Source organism: Chryseotalea sanaruensis (assembly GCF_003990915.1).
In the GTDB taxonomy this organism is placed as follows: Bacteria; Bacteroidota; Bacteroidia; order Cytophagales; family Cyclobacteriaceae; genus Chryseotalea; species Chryseotalea sanaruensis.
Map to the genome: position 1 here is coordinate 160,442 of NZ_BHXQ01000002.1, position 16,125 is coordinate 176,566.

Below are 16,125 nucleotides of genomic sequence, written 5' to 3' on the forward strand. Positions count from 1 at the left end.
ATCAACCTTCCTACGCTCAAGTCATTTTTTTCAGCTCACATTGTCAATTGGCCATTGTTCATTGTCCATTGATTTCTCATCTTTGCCCCCTTATTATCTGTAAATCAGCATTTTTAGAACCATGTCGGCAAAGTACAAAGAGCAGAAGGATGTGAATTATGCCCAAATCGCCAGCGAAATACTGGACTTTTGGGATAAGCAGCAGATTTTCGAAAAATCAGTCAGCAACAGGGAAGGTGCGCCTTCTTTTACCTTCTATGAAGGTCCTCCCTCAGCCAATGGAACTCCCGGTATTCACCACGTAATGGCGCGTACCGTAAAGGATATTTTTTGCCGTTACAAAACACTTCAGGGTTTTCAGGTAAAACGTAAAGGCGGCTGGGATACACACGGCTTACCAGTCGAACTACAGGTAGAAAAAACCCTGGGCATTACCAAAGATGATATCGGTAAGAAAATTTCTGTAGAGGAGTACAATCAGAAGTGCCGCGAAACGGTAATGATGTACACAGACCAGTGGGATGACCTAACGCGCAAGATGGGTTATTGGGTGGATTTGAAAAACCCATACATCACCTACGAGAAAAATTACATTGAAACATTATGGTGGTTGCTAAAGCAACTCTACAATAAAAAATTATTATACAAAGGTTATAGCATACAACCTTATTCACCAGCGGCAGGTACCGGCTTAAGCTCACACGAATTAAACTTACCGGGTTGTTACAAAGATGTGAAGGACACCTCTGTTGTGGCTCAGTTTAAAGTGAAACAAGAGAAGTTAGCAGATTTTCTTTTTGGGAAAAATAAAGGTGATGTATTCGTTTTAGCCTGGACAACCACACCTTGGACTTTGCCCTCTAACACAGCACTGACTATTGGCGAGAAAATTACTTACGTTCAAATTAACACTTTCAATGCATATACCCACAAGGCAATCAGTGTGGTGTTGGCAAAAGATTTAGTTGGTAAATATTTCTCTGAAAAGAATAAAGAACTTACGCTTGAAGATTACAAAGCCGGAGATAAAAATGTTCCTTTCGAAATTGTTCAGGAATTTTCAGGTAAGCAACTCGTGGGTATCCGCTATGAACAACTCATGCCTTACCTGGAACCTTTACATGATGCCGACAAAGCATTTCAGGTAATAGCCGGAGACTTTGTTACTACTGAAGATGGTACTGGAGTTGTGCATACTTCACCCACTTTTGGTGCAGACGATTTTCGTGTAGCTAAACAAAACGGTGTACCAGCGCTAACGGTTAAAGATGAGCTCGGCAACGAAGTGCCTACGGTAGATAGAAAAGGAAAATTCATTGATGCTATTGGTGAGCGCTTGAAAGAAGGTGTCTCGAAGTACAATATCAAAACACATAAGCCACTAGGTGTTGATGATTTTTACGTTAAGAATTATACAAATGAAGATGAGGCACATCCTGATTATAAAAACACAGATGTTATTATCTCTATCATTTTAAAAGAAGAGAACAAAGCTTTTAAAGTAGAAAAATACGAACACACTTACCCACACTGCTGGCGTACTGATAAACCGGTGTTGTACTATCCTTTAGATTCCTGGTTCATCAAAACCACTGAGAAGAAAGACCGCATGGTTGAGCTTAATAAAACCATCAACTGGAAACCAGAATCGACAGGCACAGGCCGCTTCGGTAATTGGTTAGAAAATCTTGTTGACTGGAATTTATCACGCTCTCGCTATTGGGGAACACCACTGCCAATCTGGAGAACAAAAGATGGTAAAGAAGAAATTTGTATTGGTTCAGTAGAAGAATTGACAAAAGAGGTTCAGAAAGCTGAACAGGCTGGAATCAAAAACAAATTTGCAATTGACAATGGACAATTGACAATTGATCTGCACCGCCCTTATGTTGATGAAGTAGTTTTAGTTAGTGCATCTGGTCAACCGATGTACCGCGAAGCAGATTTGATAGATGTATGGTTCGATTCTGGTGCTATGCCCTACGCACAATGGGGGCTTGATAAAACCAAGTTAGAAAATAACGATCCAATGCCTTTTGCTTCGGGTTGGGAAGGTGCATATCCAGCCGACTACATTGCAGAAGGAGTTGATCAGACACGTGGATGGTTTTTTACATTGCATGCCCTGGCAGTAATGCTGTTCGACAGTGTAGCCTATAAAAACGTAATTTCTAATGGCCTGGTACTCGACAAGTCTGGCAATAAAATGTCGAAGAGTAAGGGCAATGTGGTGAACCCATTTGAAACCCTGAGCAAGTACGGCCCTGATGTTGTGCGCTGGTACATGATTGAAAACGCGCCACCTTGGGACAACTTAAAATTCGATCTTGAAGGTATAGCAGAAACACAACGCAGATTTTTCGGCACCCTCATCAATACCTATTCTTTCTTTGTGATGTATGCCAACATTGATGGTTTTGTAAAAGATGAAATGAACAATGTTCCTTTTGATCAATTAGCACCATTGGATCGTTGGATTATTACCAAAGAACAAACCCTGATTGAGGAAGTAACAAAAGCATACGAAGAATACGAGCCAACAAGAGCGGCTCGTGCTATTCAGGAATTTGTAAACGATCATTTGTCGAACTGGTATGTGCGCCTTAACCGCAAGCGTTTCTGGCAACCATCCAATAGAGGTGAATTAGGTCAGGACAAGCGTGCGGCATACGAGACTTTATATGAATGCTTAATGGTAACAGCACAGTTGATGTCACCTATTGCTCCATTCTTCAGTGAGTGGTTATATAAAAATCTGACAGATAATATTCGCGATCGTGCTAAACAACATAATACACCGTTGCAGTTTGAATCAATTCACCATACTTTCCTTATAAAGGCAGCGCCTCAGCGTAAGGATGTTGAGTTGGAATTAGCCATGGACTATGCTCAACGCATTTGTTCGTTGACACACTCTATCCGCAAGAATGCCAAGATTAAAGTGCGCACGCCATTGCAAAAAATATTGCTACCTGTGCTAGATGAAAAATTTGCACAACGTGTACGCAGTGTAGAAGACATAATTAAGAGCGAGGTAAACGTAAAAGAGATTCAATACATTGATGATGCTTCTGGTTTGCTGGTGAAAAAGGTGAAACCAAATTTTGCTAAGTTGGGTAAACAATATGGCCCTAAGATGAAAGAGGTTTCAGCAGTAATCACCACGTTTGAACAAGCTGATATTTCTGTGATTGAAAAACAAGGCACCTTAAACAAAGGTGGTTTTGATATCACGCTAGAAGATGTTCTTATTTCTTCGGAAGACATACCGGGTTGGGCTGTGGCTAACGAAGGTGGTGTAACCGTGGCCTTAGATATTACGATTACAGAAGAATTAAAGCGTGAGGGTATTGCCCGTGATTTTGTAAACCGTATTCAGAATTTACGTAAAGATCAGGGCATGGATGTCCTTGATAAAATTACTGTAGAGGTGGAAGCGGTTAACGGATTTGCAGAAGCGCTTCAGGAACATAAAGACTACATCAGTAAAGAAGTTCAGGCCGTATCATTAGAATTTAAGAATTCAATAGTTGATGCTGTTGAAGTCGATATGGATGAAGCAATGTTGAAGGTAAAAATCAATGTGAAAAGGTAGTTGATCGTTTTTGGTTGTTGGTTGTTCGTAATTGGCAGCCAGCAGTTAACAGCCAGCAGTTAACAGCCAACAACGAACAACTAGCAACGAACAACTAAATAAGAATGAAGATCTATAAATATTTTCTGATTGCCTTACTGATTATTTGTATTGATCAGGCTTCAAAACTATTAGTACATGAATATATGTACCTGGGTGAAACAGTTCATTTAATAGGAAATGAAGACTACGGTTTCAAACTACATTATTTGCTAAACCCCGGTATGGCCTTTGGCCTAAAGTGGGATAACGAATTTGGTAAACTGGCACTCACCATCTTTCGCATTTTTGCCATGTTCGGGATTTCATATTATCTGGTGCGCATGGCAAAGCAAGGTGCGCATAATGGATTTTTGGTTTGTATGGCGCTCATTTTAGGTGGAGCTATAGGTAACGTAATTGATAGTACTTTTTATGGGGTGTTTTTAGAAAATGCACCTTATGGCTCACCAACCCCCTGGTTTCATGGACAGGTAATTGACATGCTCTTTTTCCCACTATTTAGCGTTCATTGGCCGGAGTGGATACCCTATTTAGGAGGAGGAAATTTCCTATTTTTCAGCCCAGTATTCAACATTGCCGACTCTTCCATTTTCATTGGGGTTTTAATAATTCTGATCATGCAGAAAAGATTCTTTAAAGAGGAGCAGGAAATAACTACCGTTGAGCTTACGGACACACCTTCTCCGCAATCAACTGAAGGTTCGCCACCTACAGAGCCATCTTCCACTGAAAAATCTGACACAGCCGCCTAAACAAATCTTATTGGGTATTAGACCTTTGCAGTAGGCAAATACATTATTCTTGTTAGTTTTGGGGCTTATAAAATTTGTCCACCTAACCTTACTTTATAATGAGTTTGTTTATTAGAAAGCCTCTTGCGCAACTGATGGCCCAGGCCGTAGATAGTGACAAAGGGCTCAAGCGTACACTGGGAGCCGGAAATCTCATTGCCTTAGGCGTGGGTGCCATTATTGGTGCAGGTCTGTTTGTGCGTACTGCCGCTGCTGCTGGTGAAGCAGCAGGCCCAGCTGTCGTATTATCGTTTGTGGTTGCTGCTATTGGCTGTGCTTTTGCCGGTCTTTGCTACGCAGAGTTTGCATCGATGATACCTATTGCGGGTAGTGCTTATACCTACGCTTATGCAACTATGGGTGAGTTTGTCGCCTGGATCATTGGTTGGGCTCTCGTACTTGAATACGCACTTGCGTCAGCAACAGTGGCCATCGCATGGAGTGAATACCTAAATAACTTGCTGGGGGGGAGTATACCGTATGAGTGGTGCCACTCACCTTTCGAAACATCCGTGAATGGTGTAAGCGGTATCATGAATTTACCAGCCTTATTAATTCTTTTAATACTTACACTTATCTTAATTAAGGGTACACAGGAATCAGCAACAGTAAATGCAGTCATCGTATTTGTTAAAGTTGCTATCGTATTACTCTTTATAGGTCTAGGATGGAGCTTTATTAATCCGTCTAACTACACACCATTCTTTATCCCTGAAGGAACTCCTGGTCATGAAGGCTGGAACGAATGGGGATGGGGTGGCGTATTTGGTGGTGCTGCCATTGTGTTCTTTGCCTTTATTGGTTTTGATGCCGTATCTACTGCTGCGCAGGAAGCTAAAAATCCTAAGCGCGACATGCCTATTGGTATTTTAGGTTCATTGTTAGTTTGTACAATTCTTTATGTATTGTTCTCTTATGTGCTAACAGGCATGGCTAACTGGGAAGAGTTTAAAACTGCTGGTAAAGAAGCTTCTGTTGCATACGCGATTAATACATACATGGAAGGTTACGGTTGGTTAGCGACACTAATCTCTGTTGCTATTCTTGCAGGTTTCTCTTCTGTTATTCTGGTAATGCTTATGGGGCAGTCTCGTGTATTCTACTCTATGTCTAATGACGGCTTAGTGCCAAAAGTTTTCTCTGAACTGCATCCTAAATTCCGAACACCTTATAAGTCAAACATGATCCTCTTCATTTTTGTAGGATTATTTGCAGCATTTGTTCCTGGTAACGTAGCCGGTGACTTAACAAGTTTTGGTACCCTGTTCGCATTCGTTTTAGTGTGCGCAGGTATTTGGGTAATGCGTGTTAAAAATCCTGAGTTGGTGCGTCCTTTCACTACACCGCTTGTACCACTCGTTCCGATTTTAGGTATGTTGGTATGTGGTGGTCTTATCGCATCTCTTGATCAAAATACTTTATTGATTGCTTTCGGCTGGATGGCCTTTGGTTTGGTCTTGTATTTTGGATATGGAAAATCACATAGCTATTTGAGAAAAGGCAAATAGATAAAAGCTAACAGGTATTTAATGTAAAAAAGACCGCCTCAAAATACTGAGGTGGTCTTTTTGTTTTTCATTGGTCCTGTGCCCTGGTCTGTGTCCTCATAGACCTGCATCAGCTCCAAGTGTCGTCTCCCTTTTCGGGGACGATACGAATAATAAAATACGGCAATTAAAACTTGCAGATATACTCTCTACATTGGTCTGTGTCCGCACAGACCAGCATCAAAGTAATTTATATAATAAATATCTGAATGATTCACCTCACCTATTTCGGGCTGTGAAGACACAGCCCGAGGAAATTCAAGCCATAAAAGAAACAAGCGTCAACACCTGCTCACCTAAAAACTGGTCACCTTCCATTTTTACAAAAGCTCGGATATCTTCTGCTCTCCAACTTTTTGAAAACAACTTCCATGCAGCATGGCCCTCAAGCTGTACATGAGCCATAACAAGTGCTGGTTTTTCTTTTAACAATTCCCATCCTGTCTCACGCTTCACCAAAAACCAGCTGTCTACAATTTCATGTGCAACATCAACCTGAATGGCTGTATTCACAGCTGCATCAATATCTTTAAACGTAAAGGGTAAAGCACGCATTACAGTTTCCAGAAAAGGACTGAAGTACTTTTGATTCAATATGCCTGGTTTGTTAACAGCATCCCTGATCTGTTGTTGATGCAACCATTTCTCTGTGTACTCTCTGGCAATGTGAAACCAATTTTGTGATTCTGCTTCGCCCGCCCATGCAACAGAAAAAATAGCTTTTGTATTTAAGTCAACCGATTCAAAGTAAGTGCAGGTTTGGTGGCTTGTTGCTTCATGCAGCAAGATCATAACCTTCGGACTGATACGTTTGCTGGACTTTACCCAATCAGCATTTAGTTGGTTGAGCCAAGTAACAAGGTCTTGATAGGATTGTATATCACCAGGCTGTTCTCCGAAAAACACATCCCTTTGTATTGACAGCGTTCTAATATTACCATCTAATAAGTGTGCGGCTACATCTTTTACCTTCCAAAGTTTGGCCACTGTCTGTGCTTGCCACTCGTCAGCATTTAACGATTTCAGTAATTCAATAAGACTGGCATCTAAGGACCTGAATAAATGAGAAACACGAATGGGAACAGACATTCTAACACATTTAATTTTAACTACTTCGGCAATTTACCGCTTTCATTCTATCTTTAGCAATTAGAAATCAATGCCGTTTAGTTAAGTCTCTATATTCATCCTCTCCTTTCGAGAGGACTGGAGGTGAGTCAATATAAATGCTTAACTGAGCGGCATATAATTAGAAAATTTCCCCATGGAAGATCTTGGAAAATCCCTACCGTTCGCTGAAGGTTTTATTGATGCTGAACGTGCAGGCAAAAGCGCTGGTGAACAACATTGCCTCAACTGTGGTACACCATTAACGGGCAAGTATTGCGGAAACTGCGGTCAGCGTGATTTACCAGCCCGACAAAACCTTGGCGATTTGTTGATCAACTTCATCAGTTCTTTCTATAGTTTTGAATCTAAATTTTTTAAGACTTTTAAATACCTGCTTTTTTATCCAGGAAAGATTACAGCCGAGTACAATGCTGGTAAACGAGAAAGTTTTTATCACCCAGCCAGAATGTATGTATTTCTGAGTTTTATATTTTTTCTGCTTTTCTCTACAGTATTTTCAACCGATGATATGGATCTCGAAGAGAAGGGAGATTTTAAAACGGTACAAGATTCACTTAATGTTGATTCATTGGTTAGAGAAAATACCAAAGGCTTGAAATTCGGGTATCAACCTGTAGAAATAAGTACCGAAAGCAAAGTGGCAAAAACACTAGCCCAATACGATTCTTTACAAAATGCTTTACCCGCTGAAAAACGTGATGGATACATTAAACGATATTTTGAGCGGAAGGGAAGAGAAGTTGAAGCAGGAGCCACTCAGGGTCAGATAGCAAAAGCCTTCATGAATGACATGATGGAAAACACACCCAAGATGATATTTATTCTCATGCCCTTCTTCGCCTTACTACTCAAACTCTTTTATGTCAGGCGTGATTTTTACTATTCAGAACATCTGATCTTCACCATATTTTTTTACGATTTTATATATCTCATCGGATCTTTAATTATCCTTGCAAGTAAAGTAGAGTGGCTATGGTGGCTAGAATTGGGTTTATACATGTGGATTTTCATTTATCTATACAAAGCCATGCGTAAAGTATACAAGCAAGGAAGAGCAAAAACAGTTATTAAATTTTTATTGTTGAATTTCTTATTCCTTTTCGTTGTTAGTTTTGGTATTGCAGGTTTGGCCTTAATAGCCTTTATAAGATTATAATCATGTTATCAGAATCATCTGCACCATTAGCTGAACGTCTCCGCCCCTCTACGTTAAACGATGTAGTGGGTCAGCAACATTTAGTTGGTGAGAAGGGTATGCTGCGCACAGTCTTACGTTCAGGCACAATACCTTCCATGATTTTCTGGGGGCCACCGGGTGTAGGTAAAACAACACTGGCCAATATTATTGCCAACGAAGCAAAGAAGCCCTTTTACATATTAAGTGCCATCAGTGCCGGAGTAAAAGATATACGTGAAGTTATTGAAAAAGCGAAAGCCTCTCCACGTTCAATTTTATTTATAGATGAGATCCATCGTTTTAATAAAGGACAGCAAGATGCACTATTGGGTGCTGTAGAAAAAGGAATTATCACCTTGATTGGTGCTACAACGGAGAATCCATCTTTTGAAGTGAATGCAGCCTTGCTCTCGCGCTGCCAGGTATATGTATTGAAGGCATTGGAAGAAAAAGAATTGCTTCAGCTGATACATCAAGCCATTGCAAAGGATGACGTGCTGAAGAAAAAAAAGATAGATGTTCAGGAGCATGCAGCGCTCTTTCAATTGTCGGGTGGAGATGCACGCAAAGTGTTGAATCTATTGGAACTGGTCGTTGAATCCTCGGAGACGCCAGATGTTGTAATCACGGATGCACTAGTAATGAGTGTGGCGCAAAAGAAAATTGCCATTTACGATAAAAGTGGTGAGCAACATTATGATATTATTTCAGCCTTCATCAAATCCATTCGCGGCAGCGATCCCAACGCAGCCATTTATTACCTGGCTCGCATGATTGAAGGTGGCGAAGATGTAAGCTTCATTGCCCGTAGAATGGTAATATTAGCGTCAGAGGACATAGGCAACGCTAACCCTACTGCTTTAATAATGGCTACCAACACCTTTCAGGCCGTTAATGTGATTGGCTATCCTGAAGCGCGCATCATTCTCGCCCAATGTGCGGTATATTTGGCCAGTTCGCCAAAGAGCAATGCCGGTTATATGGCTATCGAAAATGCTTTACAGAAGGTAAATGAAACAGGTGATTTACCCATACCTTTATCGGTAAGAAATGCACCGACCAAACTAATGAAGAATCTTGGTTATGGTAAAGATTACCAATATGCACATAGTTATGAAAATAGTTTCGTGAACATGGAGTTTCTACCCGATGCCATTAAAGGAATGAAATTTTATGAGCCGGGTAAGAATGCGAGAGAAGAAGAAATGCGTAAACACCTTCGCACCCTGTGGAAAGAAAAATATGGCTATTAAGGTTTTTTGAAATTTGAAATATTGAATCTGAAATAATTCTTAATGAGTAGAATAATTTTTGAATCCTCACCTTTGTATTTAGTGCTGTGCCTGCTACTTGCGCTGGGTGCTGCTTATCTTCTGTATAAAATAAAATATCCCTGGAGCAAAAGAATCAATCAAGTGCTTTTTGTAACCAGAACTCTATTAATTTTTCTGCTGGCACTACTTTTATTAGAACCCATTCTAAAACAAGTCAATAATTTCTTTATCAAACCTGTTATTGTTGTATTGCAAGACGATAGCGGTTCGGTAAACGAAGTAACAGACTCCATAAAACAACAAGCGATAACGCAACAGCTAGGTAAATTACAACGTGATCTTCAAGAACAAGATTACACAGTTGAGTTTCGTACACTACAAGATCCTAACGGAACCTCCGATTTTACATCGGCCATTAAAAAAGTCAGCAACGACTACGAAGGACAAAAAGTGGCCGGCTTAGTATTTATCTCAGACGGTATTTACAATGCAGGTATTTCACCTTTGTACTCAACCTTCAATTTTCCCGTGCACACAATCGGAGTGGGCGATACAAGCAAACGCATAGATCTTTTTATTAAAAATACTGTCTTTAATAAAATTGCCTATCAGGGTAATCGTTTTCCGGTAAGAATAGAGTTGAGCGCAAAAGGATTTTTAGCTAAAATTGTTGATGTCTCTTTGTTGAACAAAGGCAAACTACTTGAAAAGAAAGCTGTCAACATTACCAATGAAGCACTGACCCGTGTGGAGTTTTTACCGCTCGCGGCAGATCAGGGGTTACAGCGTTACGAAATTGTAATTACCCCACAAGCTGAAGAGTGGAATACAACCAATAATAGAACTACGGTTTTTGTGGAAGTTGTATCCGGTAAAAAGAAAATACTGGCTTTAGCTTCTGCGCCACATCCAGACATTAAAGCCCTGAGAGCCGTAGTAGAGCAAAATGAAAATTATGAGTTTGATCTACACATACCGGGAACCACCCAAAATGATTTCGGTAAGTTGAGTAAAGAGGCAGATTTAATTATGCTCTTTCAGGTACCGGATCTTAAAGGGCGAACAAGACAATTATTGCAACAGGCACAAGCTACAAAAGCCTCTTTGTTTTTTGTGTTAGGCGAACAAACCAATTGGCAGGAATTGAATAAAGATGGAATTGTAAAAATTGAAGGAGGCATACGTCAATTCGATGATGTAGTGCCTGCTTTTAATACTGACTTTTCAGTGTTTACTGCAGAAACAAATCTTGCAGGTGTTTTCCAATCTTTTCCACCAGCCTCGGTGCCATTTGTAAAAATGCAAATTCCTCCATCAGCTACTCCGTTACTTTTTCAAAAAGTAGGAAGCTTGGTAACAGACAAACCACTTTTATACCTTGATCAGTTAGAAGAAAGAAAAGTGGCCTTTATGCTGGGTGAAGGTTTGTGGCGTTGGAGATTACAGGAATTTAGTAGAAATGAAAATACAGAAAGCTTTGACGAATTGTTTGGTAAGCTGATTCAATACTTATCCACCACCGATGATCGAAGGAAATTCAGAAGCTACCCAATAAAACAAGAGTTTCTGGATACAGAATCTGTTCAATTCGAAACACAGGTGTATAACGATATTTTCGAACCAGTTTATGGCAAAACTATTGAGATAGAACTAACCAGCGAGACAGGACAACGTAATACATACCGATATACAACCAACGAAGGAAACACACGCTACACCATTGGCGGTTTGTCGGAAGGTGTATACCGATACAAGGCTTCTACTACACTGAAAGAGAAAGAGGAAGTGAGAGGAGAATTTTTGGTAAGTCGCCAGCAAATCGAACTGCAAAACCTTACTGCCGATTTTGATTTACTAAGAAAACTTTCTGTGCAAACGGGAGGATTATTTGTAAGCGCTGAGAACATCGAAACATTAAACACATCGCTTACACAGCAAAAAGCCACTGCTTTAATCCAATCAGAAGAAAAGTATGATAACCTGATTAACTTAAAGTGGACATTCTTTTTACTCTTAGTCCTCGTAAGTAGCGAATGGTTTCTGCGTAAGTATTATGGTTCATACTAAATCCTATCTCAAAATAAGAGGACTCGTCATTGCTTCTCCCAATAAAATCGGGAGAAGCAATCCAGCTGGCTGCTTTAAATTCTCCTAAATAGATTGCTTCTTCACCCAGCACACGTTCAACGCTTCGTTCATCGCAATGACGCGATTATTTTGTTTCTAAGTATTTTTGAGATGGCTTCTAGCTAGCCAATTTTCTTTTGTGTTTTAGCATTACCCAAATAAAAGCAATAATACCTGTTGCCAACATAGACACAACCCAGGTTATTGCATAAGTGCCCCCCGAGAGTTGAAAGGCAACAGTAAAAAAAACGAAAAGCATACCGGCAGCTATCCATACAGGATCATTCATTAGTCTATCTTCCGGTTCATTACGCAAGTCCAAATAAATGGTGTGATCCTTTTTAAATAGAATGATCCATTTTTTATAATCCCAGAACACCAGAAAGATTGTGCCCAACAGCATTAAAGTGGTGATGACAGGCGTGCCTGAGCCGAAATCTACTGAATGAGTAATGAGACAGACATTAGTGATAACTGGAAGAAAGACGAGCGCTCCAATAGTCGAAAAACGCTGCGACATCAGCAAGGCTCCGGATATAAACTGCGCCCAGCCAAGGAAATTCCAGTAAAAACCGCTTTGATACATGGCTTCAAAAAAATAACCTACAGGTTCCGTGGGCGGAATCAGGGTAAAACGCTCACCCTTAATTTTAATTATAGAAGCGAATACAAAGGCAAAACCAGTCAGGTAGCGCAGGTAAATAACAAATAATCTTACCAGGAATTGCTTTTTCAGCCAATCGATGATCGTAATCATATTAGCTAAGTCGTTATTGTCAGGTTTTTGTTACAATTTTGATTTGTTCTGAAACAATCAGCCGCTCATTTTTGTATTCTTTCTTTAACTCTTTAATTAATGGCCAAAGCCACTTCTGTACTAAAAAAGACCGATGCCACAGGTCACGATAATATTGAGGTAATCGGAGCACGCGAGCACAACCTTAAGAACATTTCTGTATCCTTTCCACGCAACAAATTGGTTGTTATTACCGGTATCAGCGGCAGCGGAAAGTCATCTTTGGCATTTGATACCATCTATGCAGAAGGTCAAAGAAGATACATGGAGAGTTTTTCGGCTTACGCCAGAAGCTTTTTGGGTAATTTGGAAAGACCTGATGTTGATAAAATTAACGGACTCAGCCCCGTAATTTCCATTGAACAGAAAACAACATCACGCAACCCACGCTCTACTGTAGGCACCGTTACCGAAATCTATGACTTCATGCGTCTGCTTTATGCAAGAGCTGGTGAAGCATTTTCATATTTATCAGGTGAAAGAATGGTGCGCCAATCAGAAGATCAGATTGTGGATGCATTACTTCAAAATTTTAAAGGAAAGAAACTTACCCTGCTGGCACCAATTGTAAAAGGCCGCAAAGGACATTACCGCGAACTATTTGTGCAAATACGCAAACAAGGCTATACTAAAGTGCGTGTAGATGGTGAAGTGCAGGAAATTGCTGCGAAAATGCAGGTAGACCGTTTTAAAATTCACGACATTGAAGTAGTTATTGATCGCATTGTTGCAGATGCCAAAGACAGGGTGCGCATTGCGCAGTCGGTAAACAAAGCGTTGAAAGAAGGCAAGGGTGTAATCATGGCACTGGAAGAAAATGGAAAACTTCATCACTTCTCTAAATTTCTGATGGACCCAACTACAGGTTTATCATACGATGAACCTGCTCCTAACACTTTTTCATTTAACTCGCCTTATGGTGCTTGCCCTGTGTGTAATGGACTCGGGCAAATTGAAGAGATTACCGAAGAGTCAGTAATTCCTGATAAGACATTAAGTATTAGTCGGGGTGGCATTTTGCCATTGGGTGAGTATCGCGATATATGGATATTTAAAAAGATTGAAGCCATACTCAAACGTTATAAGCTAACCCTAAGCACACCATTAAACAAAGTACCCAAAGAGGCAATCAAAACCTTATTGTATGGTGATGATGAACCAGTAGCTGTGGCTTCAGTTAAATACCCTGGCACAGAATGGAACACTAAGTTTGAAGGGATTATTAATTTTTTAGAAAAGCAAAAAGAAGAAGGCTCTGAAAGTATTCGCAAATGGCTGGAAGATTTCATGATTGTAAGAACATGCCCGGAATGTAATGGAGCACGCTTAAAGAAGGAATCACTTCATTTCAAAATTGCAGATAAAAATATTTCAGAACTTTCGCATCTCGATATTCAGCAACTCCATAAATGGTTTGATAAGCTTGAAAACAGACTTAACGCCAAACAGAATGTAATTGCAACGGAAGTACTAAAAGAAATTCGTAAGCGTATTGGATTTTTATTGGATGTTGGTTTGGATTATCTAAGCCTAGACAGACCACTGAAAACTTTGAGTGGTGGCGAAGCGCAACGCATTCGCCTTGCCACACAAATTGGCACACAGTTAGTTGGTGTATTATATATTCTTGATGAACCAAGTATTGGTTTACACGCGCGCGACAATGTAAAACTGATTAAAGCCTTAAAAGATTTACGCGATTTAGGAAACTCAGTTGTTGTAGTGGAGCATGACAAAGACATGATGTTAGAGAGCGATTACGTTATTGACATCGGTCCTGGTGCAGGCAGACATGGCGGCCAGGTGGTTTCAGAGGGTGATCCAAAAACTTTTTTAAAGAACAACAGCACAACCGCCAAATACTTGTCGGGTAAGCTGGGAATAAATGTTAAGAAAGAAAAACGTAAAGGCTCTGGTAAAAAACTTTCCATTACGGGCGCACAAGGTAATAACTTAAAAAATGTTGACTTACATGTGCCGCTGGGTACTTTCACCTGTATCACAGGTGTGTCAGGTAGTGGTAAGTCAACACTTATTCACGAAACACTTTTTCCTATTCTCAACAAACATTTTTATCATTCCCGAACGGAGCCCAAGCCTTACAAAAAAGTTGATGGCTTAGACGAGTTAGATAAAGTTATTGAAGTAGATCAGTCACCGATTGGTCGCACACCAAGATCAAATCCTGCTACGTATACAGGTGTATTTTCCGATATCCGTGATTTATTCTCACAATTGCAGGAGTCGAAAATACGTGGCTACAAACCAGGACGTTTTTCATTTAATGTAAAAGGTGGTCGCTGCGAAACATGTGAAGGAGCAGGGTTACGTCTCATTGAAATGGAATTTTTACCGGATGTATATGTGCATTGTGAAACATGCAAAGGCAAACGCTATAACAGGGAAACACTTGAAGTAAGATTTAAAGGTAAATCAATTTCAGATGTGTTGGATATGACGGTAGAAGAAGCAGTAAACTTCTTTGAAAACCAACCGAAAATTTTACGAAAAATCGAAACACTGAATGAAGTTGGCTTGGGCTACATTTCACTAGGCCAGCACGCTACTACACTTTCAGGTGGAGAGGCACAGCGTGTTAAGTTGGCTACAGAATTATCGAAGCGCGATACCGGAAAAACATTTTATATACTAGACGAACCCACAACGGGTTTACATTTCCAGGATATCTCTCATTTGCTGGATGTTTTGCAAAAACTAGTCGATAAAGGAAATACCGTGCTAGTAATTGAGCACAACATGGATGTGATCAAATCAGCAGATTATGTTGTCGATCTAGGACCTGAAGGCGGTGGCAAGGGCGGACAGATTATTGCGCAAGGTACACCTGAGCAAGTGGCGAAAAATACAACTAGCTATACTGGTAAGTTTTTAAAAATTGAACTTCAGTAAATTTTTGTAAGGTTAACACCATTTTTTTCTACGAATAATTTCTTTCCCTCGTAGGGATCAAAGGTGTAACTATTCGTTTTGGACTCAAGACTTCCTCCATATTTAAGTTCGTACGAATCATTAACATACGCTATAAAAATAACACTTTCGTTTGGGGGAAGCTGAATATTCATCACAGAACAATTATACTCATTGTCCAGAGGCCTGTCGTTAAGAACATCTGCATAGAGTGTCTCACCAGTTTTATTAATAATAATAATACTTCTAAAGAATTTTGGCATGTAGGTATAAGTGTCCAGTTGTCGTGGATGGTTGAAAGAGTTTCCCACTCCATCAATCATACTAACACCAATGGAAGCCTGTGTATAGTTACTCCGCATTGCTTGCATTTTTTGCTGGGCAACTCTGCTATTAAAATCAAAAATGTACCGATACCGTTCGTCACCCAAACTTGTGAGTGCAATTTTGCGTGGAGAGCTGCAAGAATAAAAGCAAAGCGCTAAAATGAATAAGACTGAAACTTTTTTCATAATAAAGTATTAACAAATATTTTGCCAAGTTTGTTTACAATCACTTGATAATCATGTGTACAATGGTTAAAAATTAAAATAAATGATTTCGGCCTTATCTGCAAAGCTAATTTTATACTACGCTGATTCATTCTGTGAAGTTCGCAGCACTGTCCCCCCGCCAGAGAGGCGGGGATAGGGGGTGGTGATTGCCGTTTTAGTTTCC

General features: G+C 40.1%; 10 protein-coding genes. 7 read left to right on the forward strand and 3 right to left on the reverse strand.

Going from position 1 to position 16,125, the window contains the following annotated elements; genetic code table 11:
• The first annotated feature begins 121 nt into the window (after window positions 1-121).
• The 3 genes from ileS (at window position 122) to SanaruYs_RS05180 (ending at window position 5,936) form a co-directional block, all read left to right on the forward strand.
• Window positions 122-3,595 (forward strand): isoleucine--tRNA ligase, encoded by a 3,474-nt coding sequence (gene ileS / locus SanaruYs_RS05170; protein WP_127121471.1) that lies wholly within the window; start codon window positions 122-124, stop codon window positions 3,593-3,595.
• A 104-nt stretch (window positions 3,596-3,699) separates the two neighbouring features.
• On the forward strand, window positions 3,700-4,389 hold the full coding sequence (locus SanaruYs_RS05175; protein WP_127121472.1) for a lipoprotein signal peptidase: 690 nt from the start codon (window positions 3,700-3,702) through the stop codon (window positions 4,387-4,389).
• Window positions 4,390-4,487: 98 nt separating this feature from the next.
• Entirely contained in the window at window positions 4,488-5,936 is a 1,449-nt protein-coding gene (locus SanaruYs_RS05180) for an amino acid permease (protein ID WP_127121473.1), read from the forward strand.
• Window positions 5,937-6,233: 297 nt separating this feature from the next.
• Here the strand turns inward: SanaruYs_RS05180 and SanaruYs_RS05185 are convergent, their stop codons facing one another.
• Window positions 6,234-7,064, reverse strand: coding sequence for a maleylpyruvate isomerase N-terminal domain-containing protein (locus SanaruYs_RS05185; RefSeq protein WP_127121474.1), 831 nt, complete (start codon window positions 7,062-7,064; stop codon window positions 6,234-6,236).
• A gap of 175 nt (window positions 7,065-7,239) precedes the next feature.
• Here SanaruYs_RS05185 and SanaruYs_RS05190 point away from each other — a divergent pair, with 175 nt between their 5' ends.
• From SanaruYs_RS05190 to SanaruYs_RS05200, 3 genes are read left to right on the forward strand one after another with little or no spacing between them, the layout of a single operon-like run.
• On the forward strand, window positions 7,240-8,262 hold the full coding sequence (locus tag SanaruYs_RS05190) for a DUF3667 domain-containing protein (protein WP_127121475.1): 1,023 nt from the start codon (window positions 7,240-7,242) through the stop codon (window positions 8,260-8,262).
• Window positions 8,263-8,264: 2 nt separating this feature from the next.
• Complete coding sequence (locus tag SanaruYs_RS05195; protein WP_127121476.1) at window positions 8,265-9,536, forward strand: replication-associated recombination protein A; 1,272 nt, start codon at window positions 8,265-8,267, stop codon at window positions 9,534-9,536.
• Between the two features lie 42 nt (window positions 9,537-9,578).
• A complete protein-coding gene (locus SanaruYs_RS05200) occupies window positions 9,579-11,624 on the forward strand; it encodes a VWA domain-containing protein (RefSeq protein WP_127121477.1) in 2,046 nt (681 codons plus the stop codon).
• A gap of 178 nt (window positions 11,625-11,802) precedes the next feature.
• On the opposite strand, the gene SanaruYs_RS05205 is transcribed toward SanaruYs_RS05200, so the two are convergent.
• The gene (locus tag SanaruYs_RS05205) at window positions 11,803-12,441 is read right to left on the reverse strand and encodes a hypothetical protein (protein WP_127121478.1); all 639 of its coding nucleotides are present in this window, start codon (window positions 12,439-12,441) and stop codon (window positions 11,803-11,805) included.
• A 99-nt stretch (window positions 12,442-12,540) separates the two neighbouring features.
• Here SanaruYs_RS05205 and uvrA point away from each other — a divergent pair, with 99 nt between their 5' ends.
• The gene (gene uvrA / locus SanaruYs_RS05210) at window positions 12,541-15,390 is read left to right on the forward strand and encodes an excinuclease ABC subunit UvrA (protein ID WP_127121479.1); all 2,850 of its coding nucleotides are present in this window, start codon (window positions 12,541-12,543) and stop codon (window positions 15,388-15,390) included.
• On the opposite strand, the gene SanaruYs_RS05215 is transcribed toward uvrA, so the two are convergent.
• Window positions 15,384-15,920, reverse strand: a complete 537-nt coding sequence (locus SanaruYs_RS05215; RefSeq protein WP_127121480.1) for a hypothetical protein — start codon at window positions 15,918-15,920, stop codon at window positions 15,384-15,386. The genes uvrA and SanaruYs_RS05215 overlap by 7 nt on opposite strands.
• Window positions 15,921-16,125 lie beyond the last annotated feature (205 nt).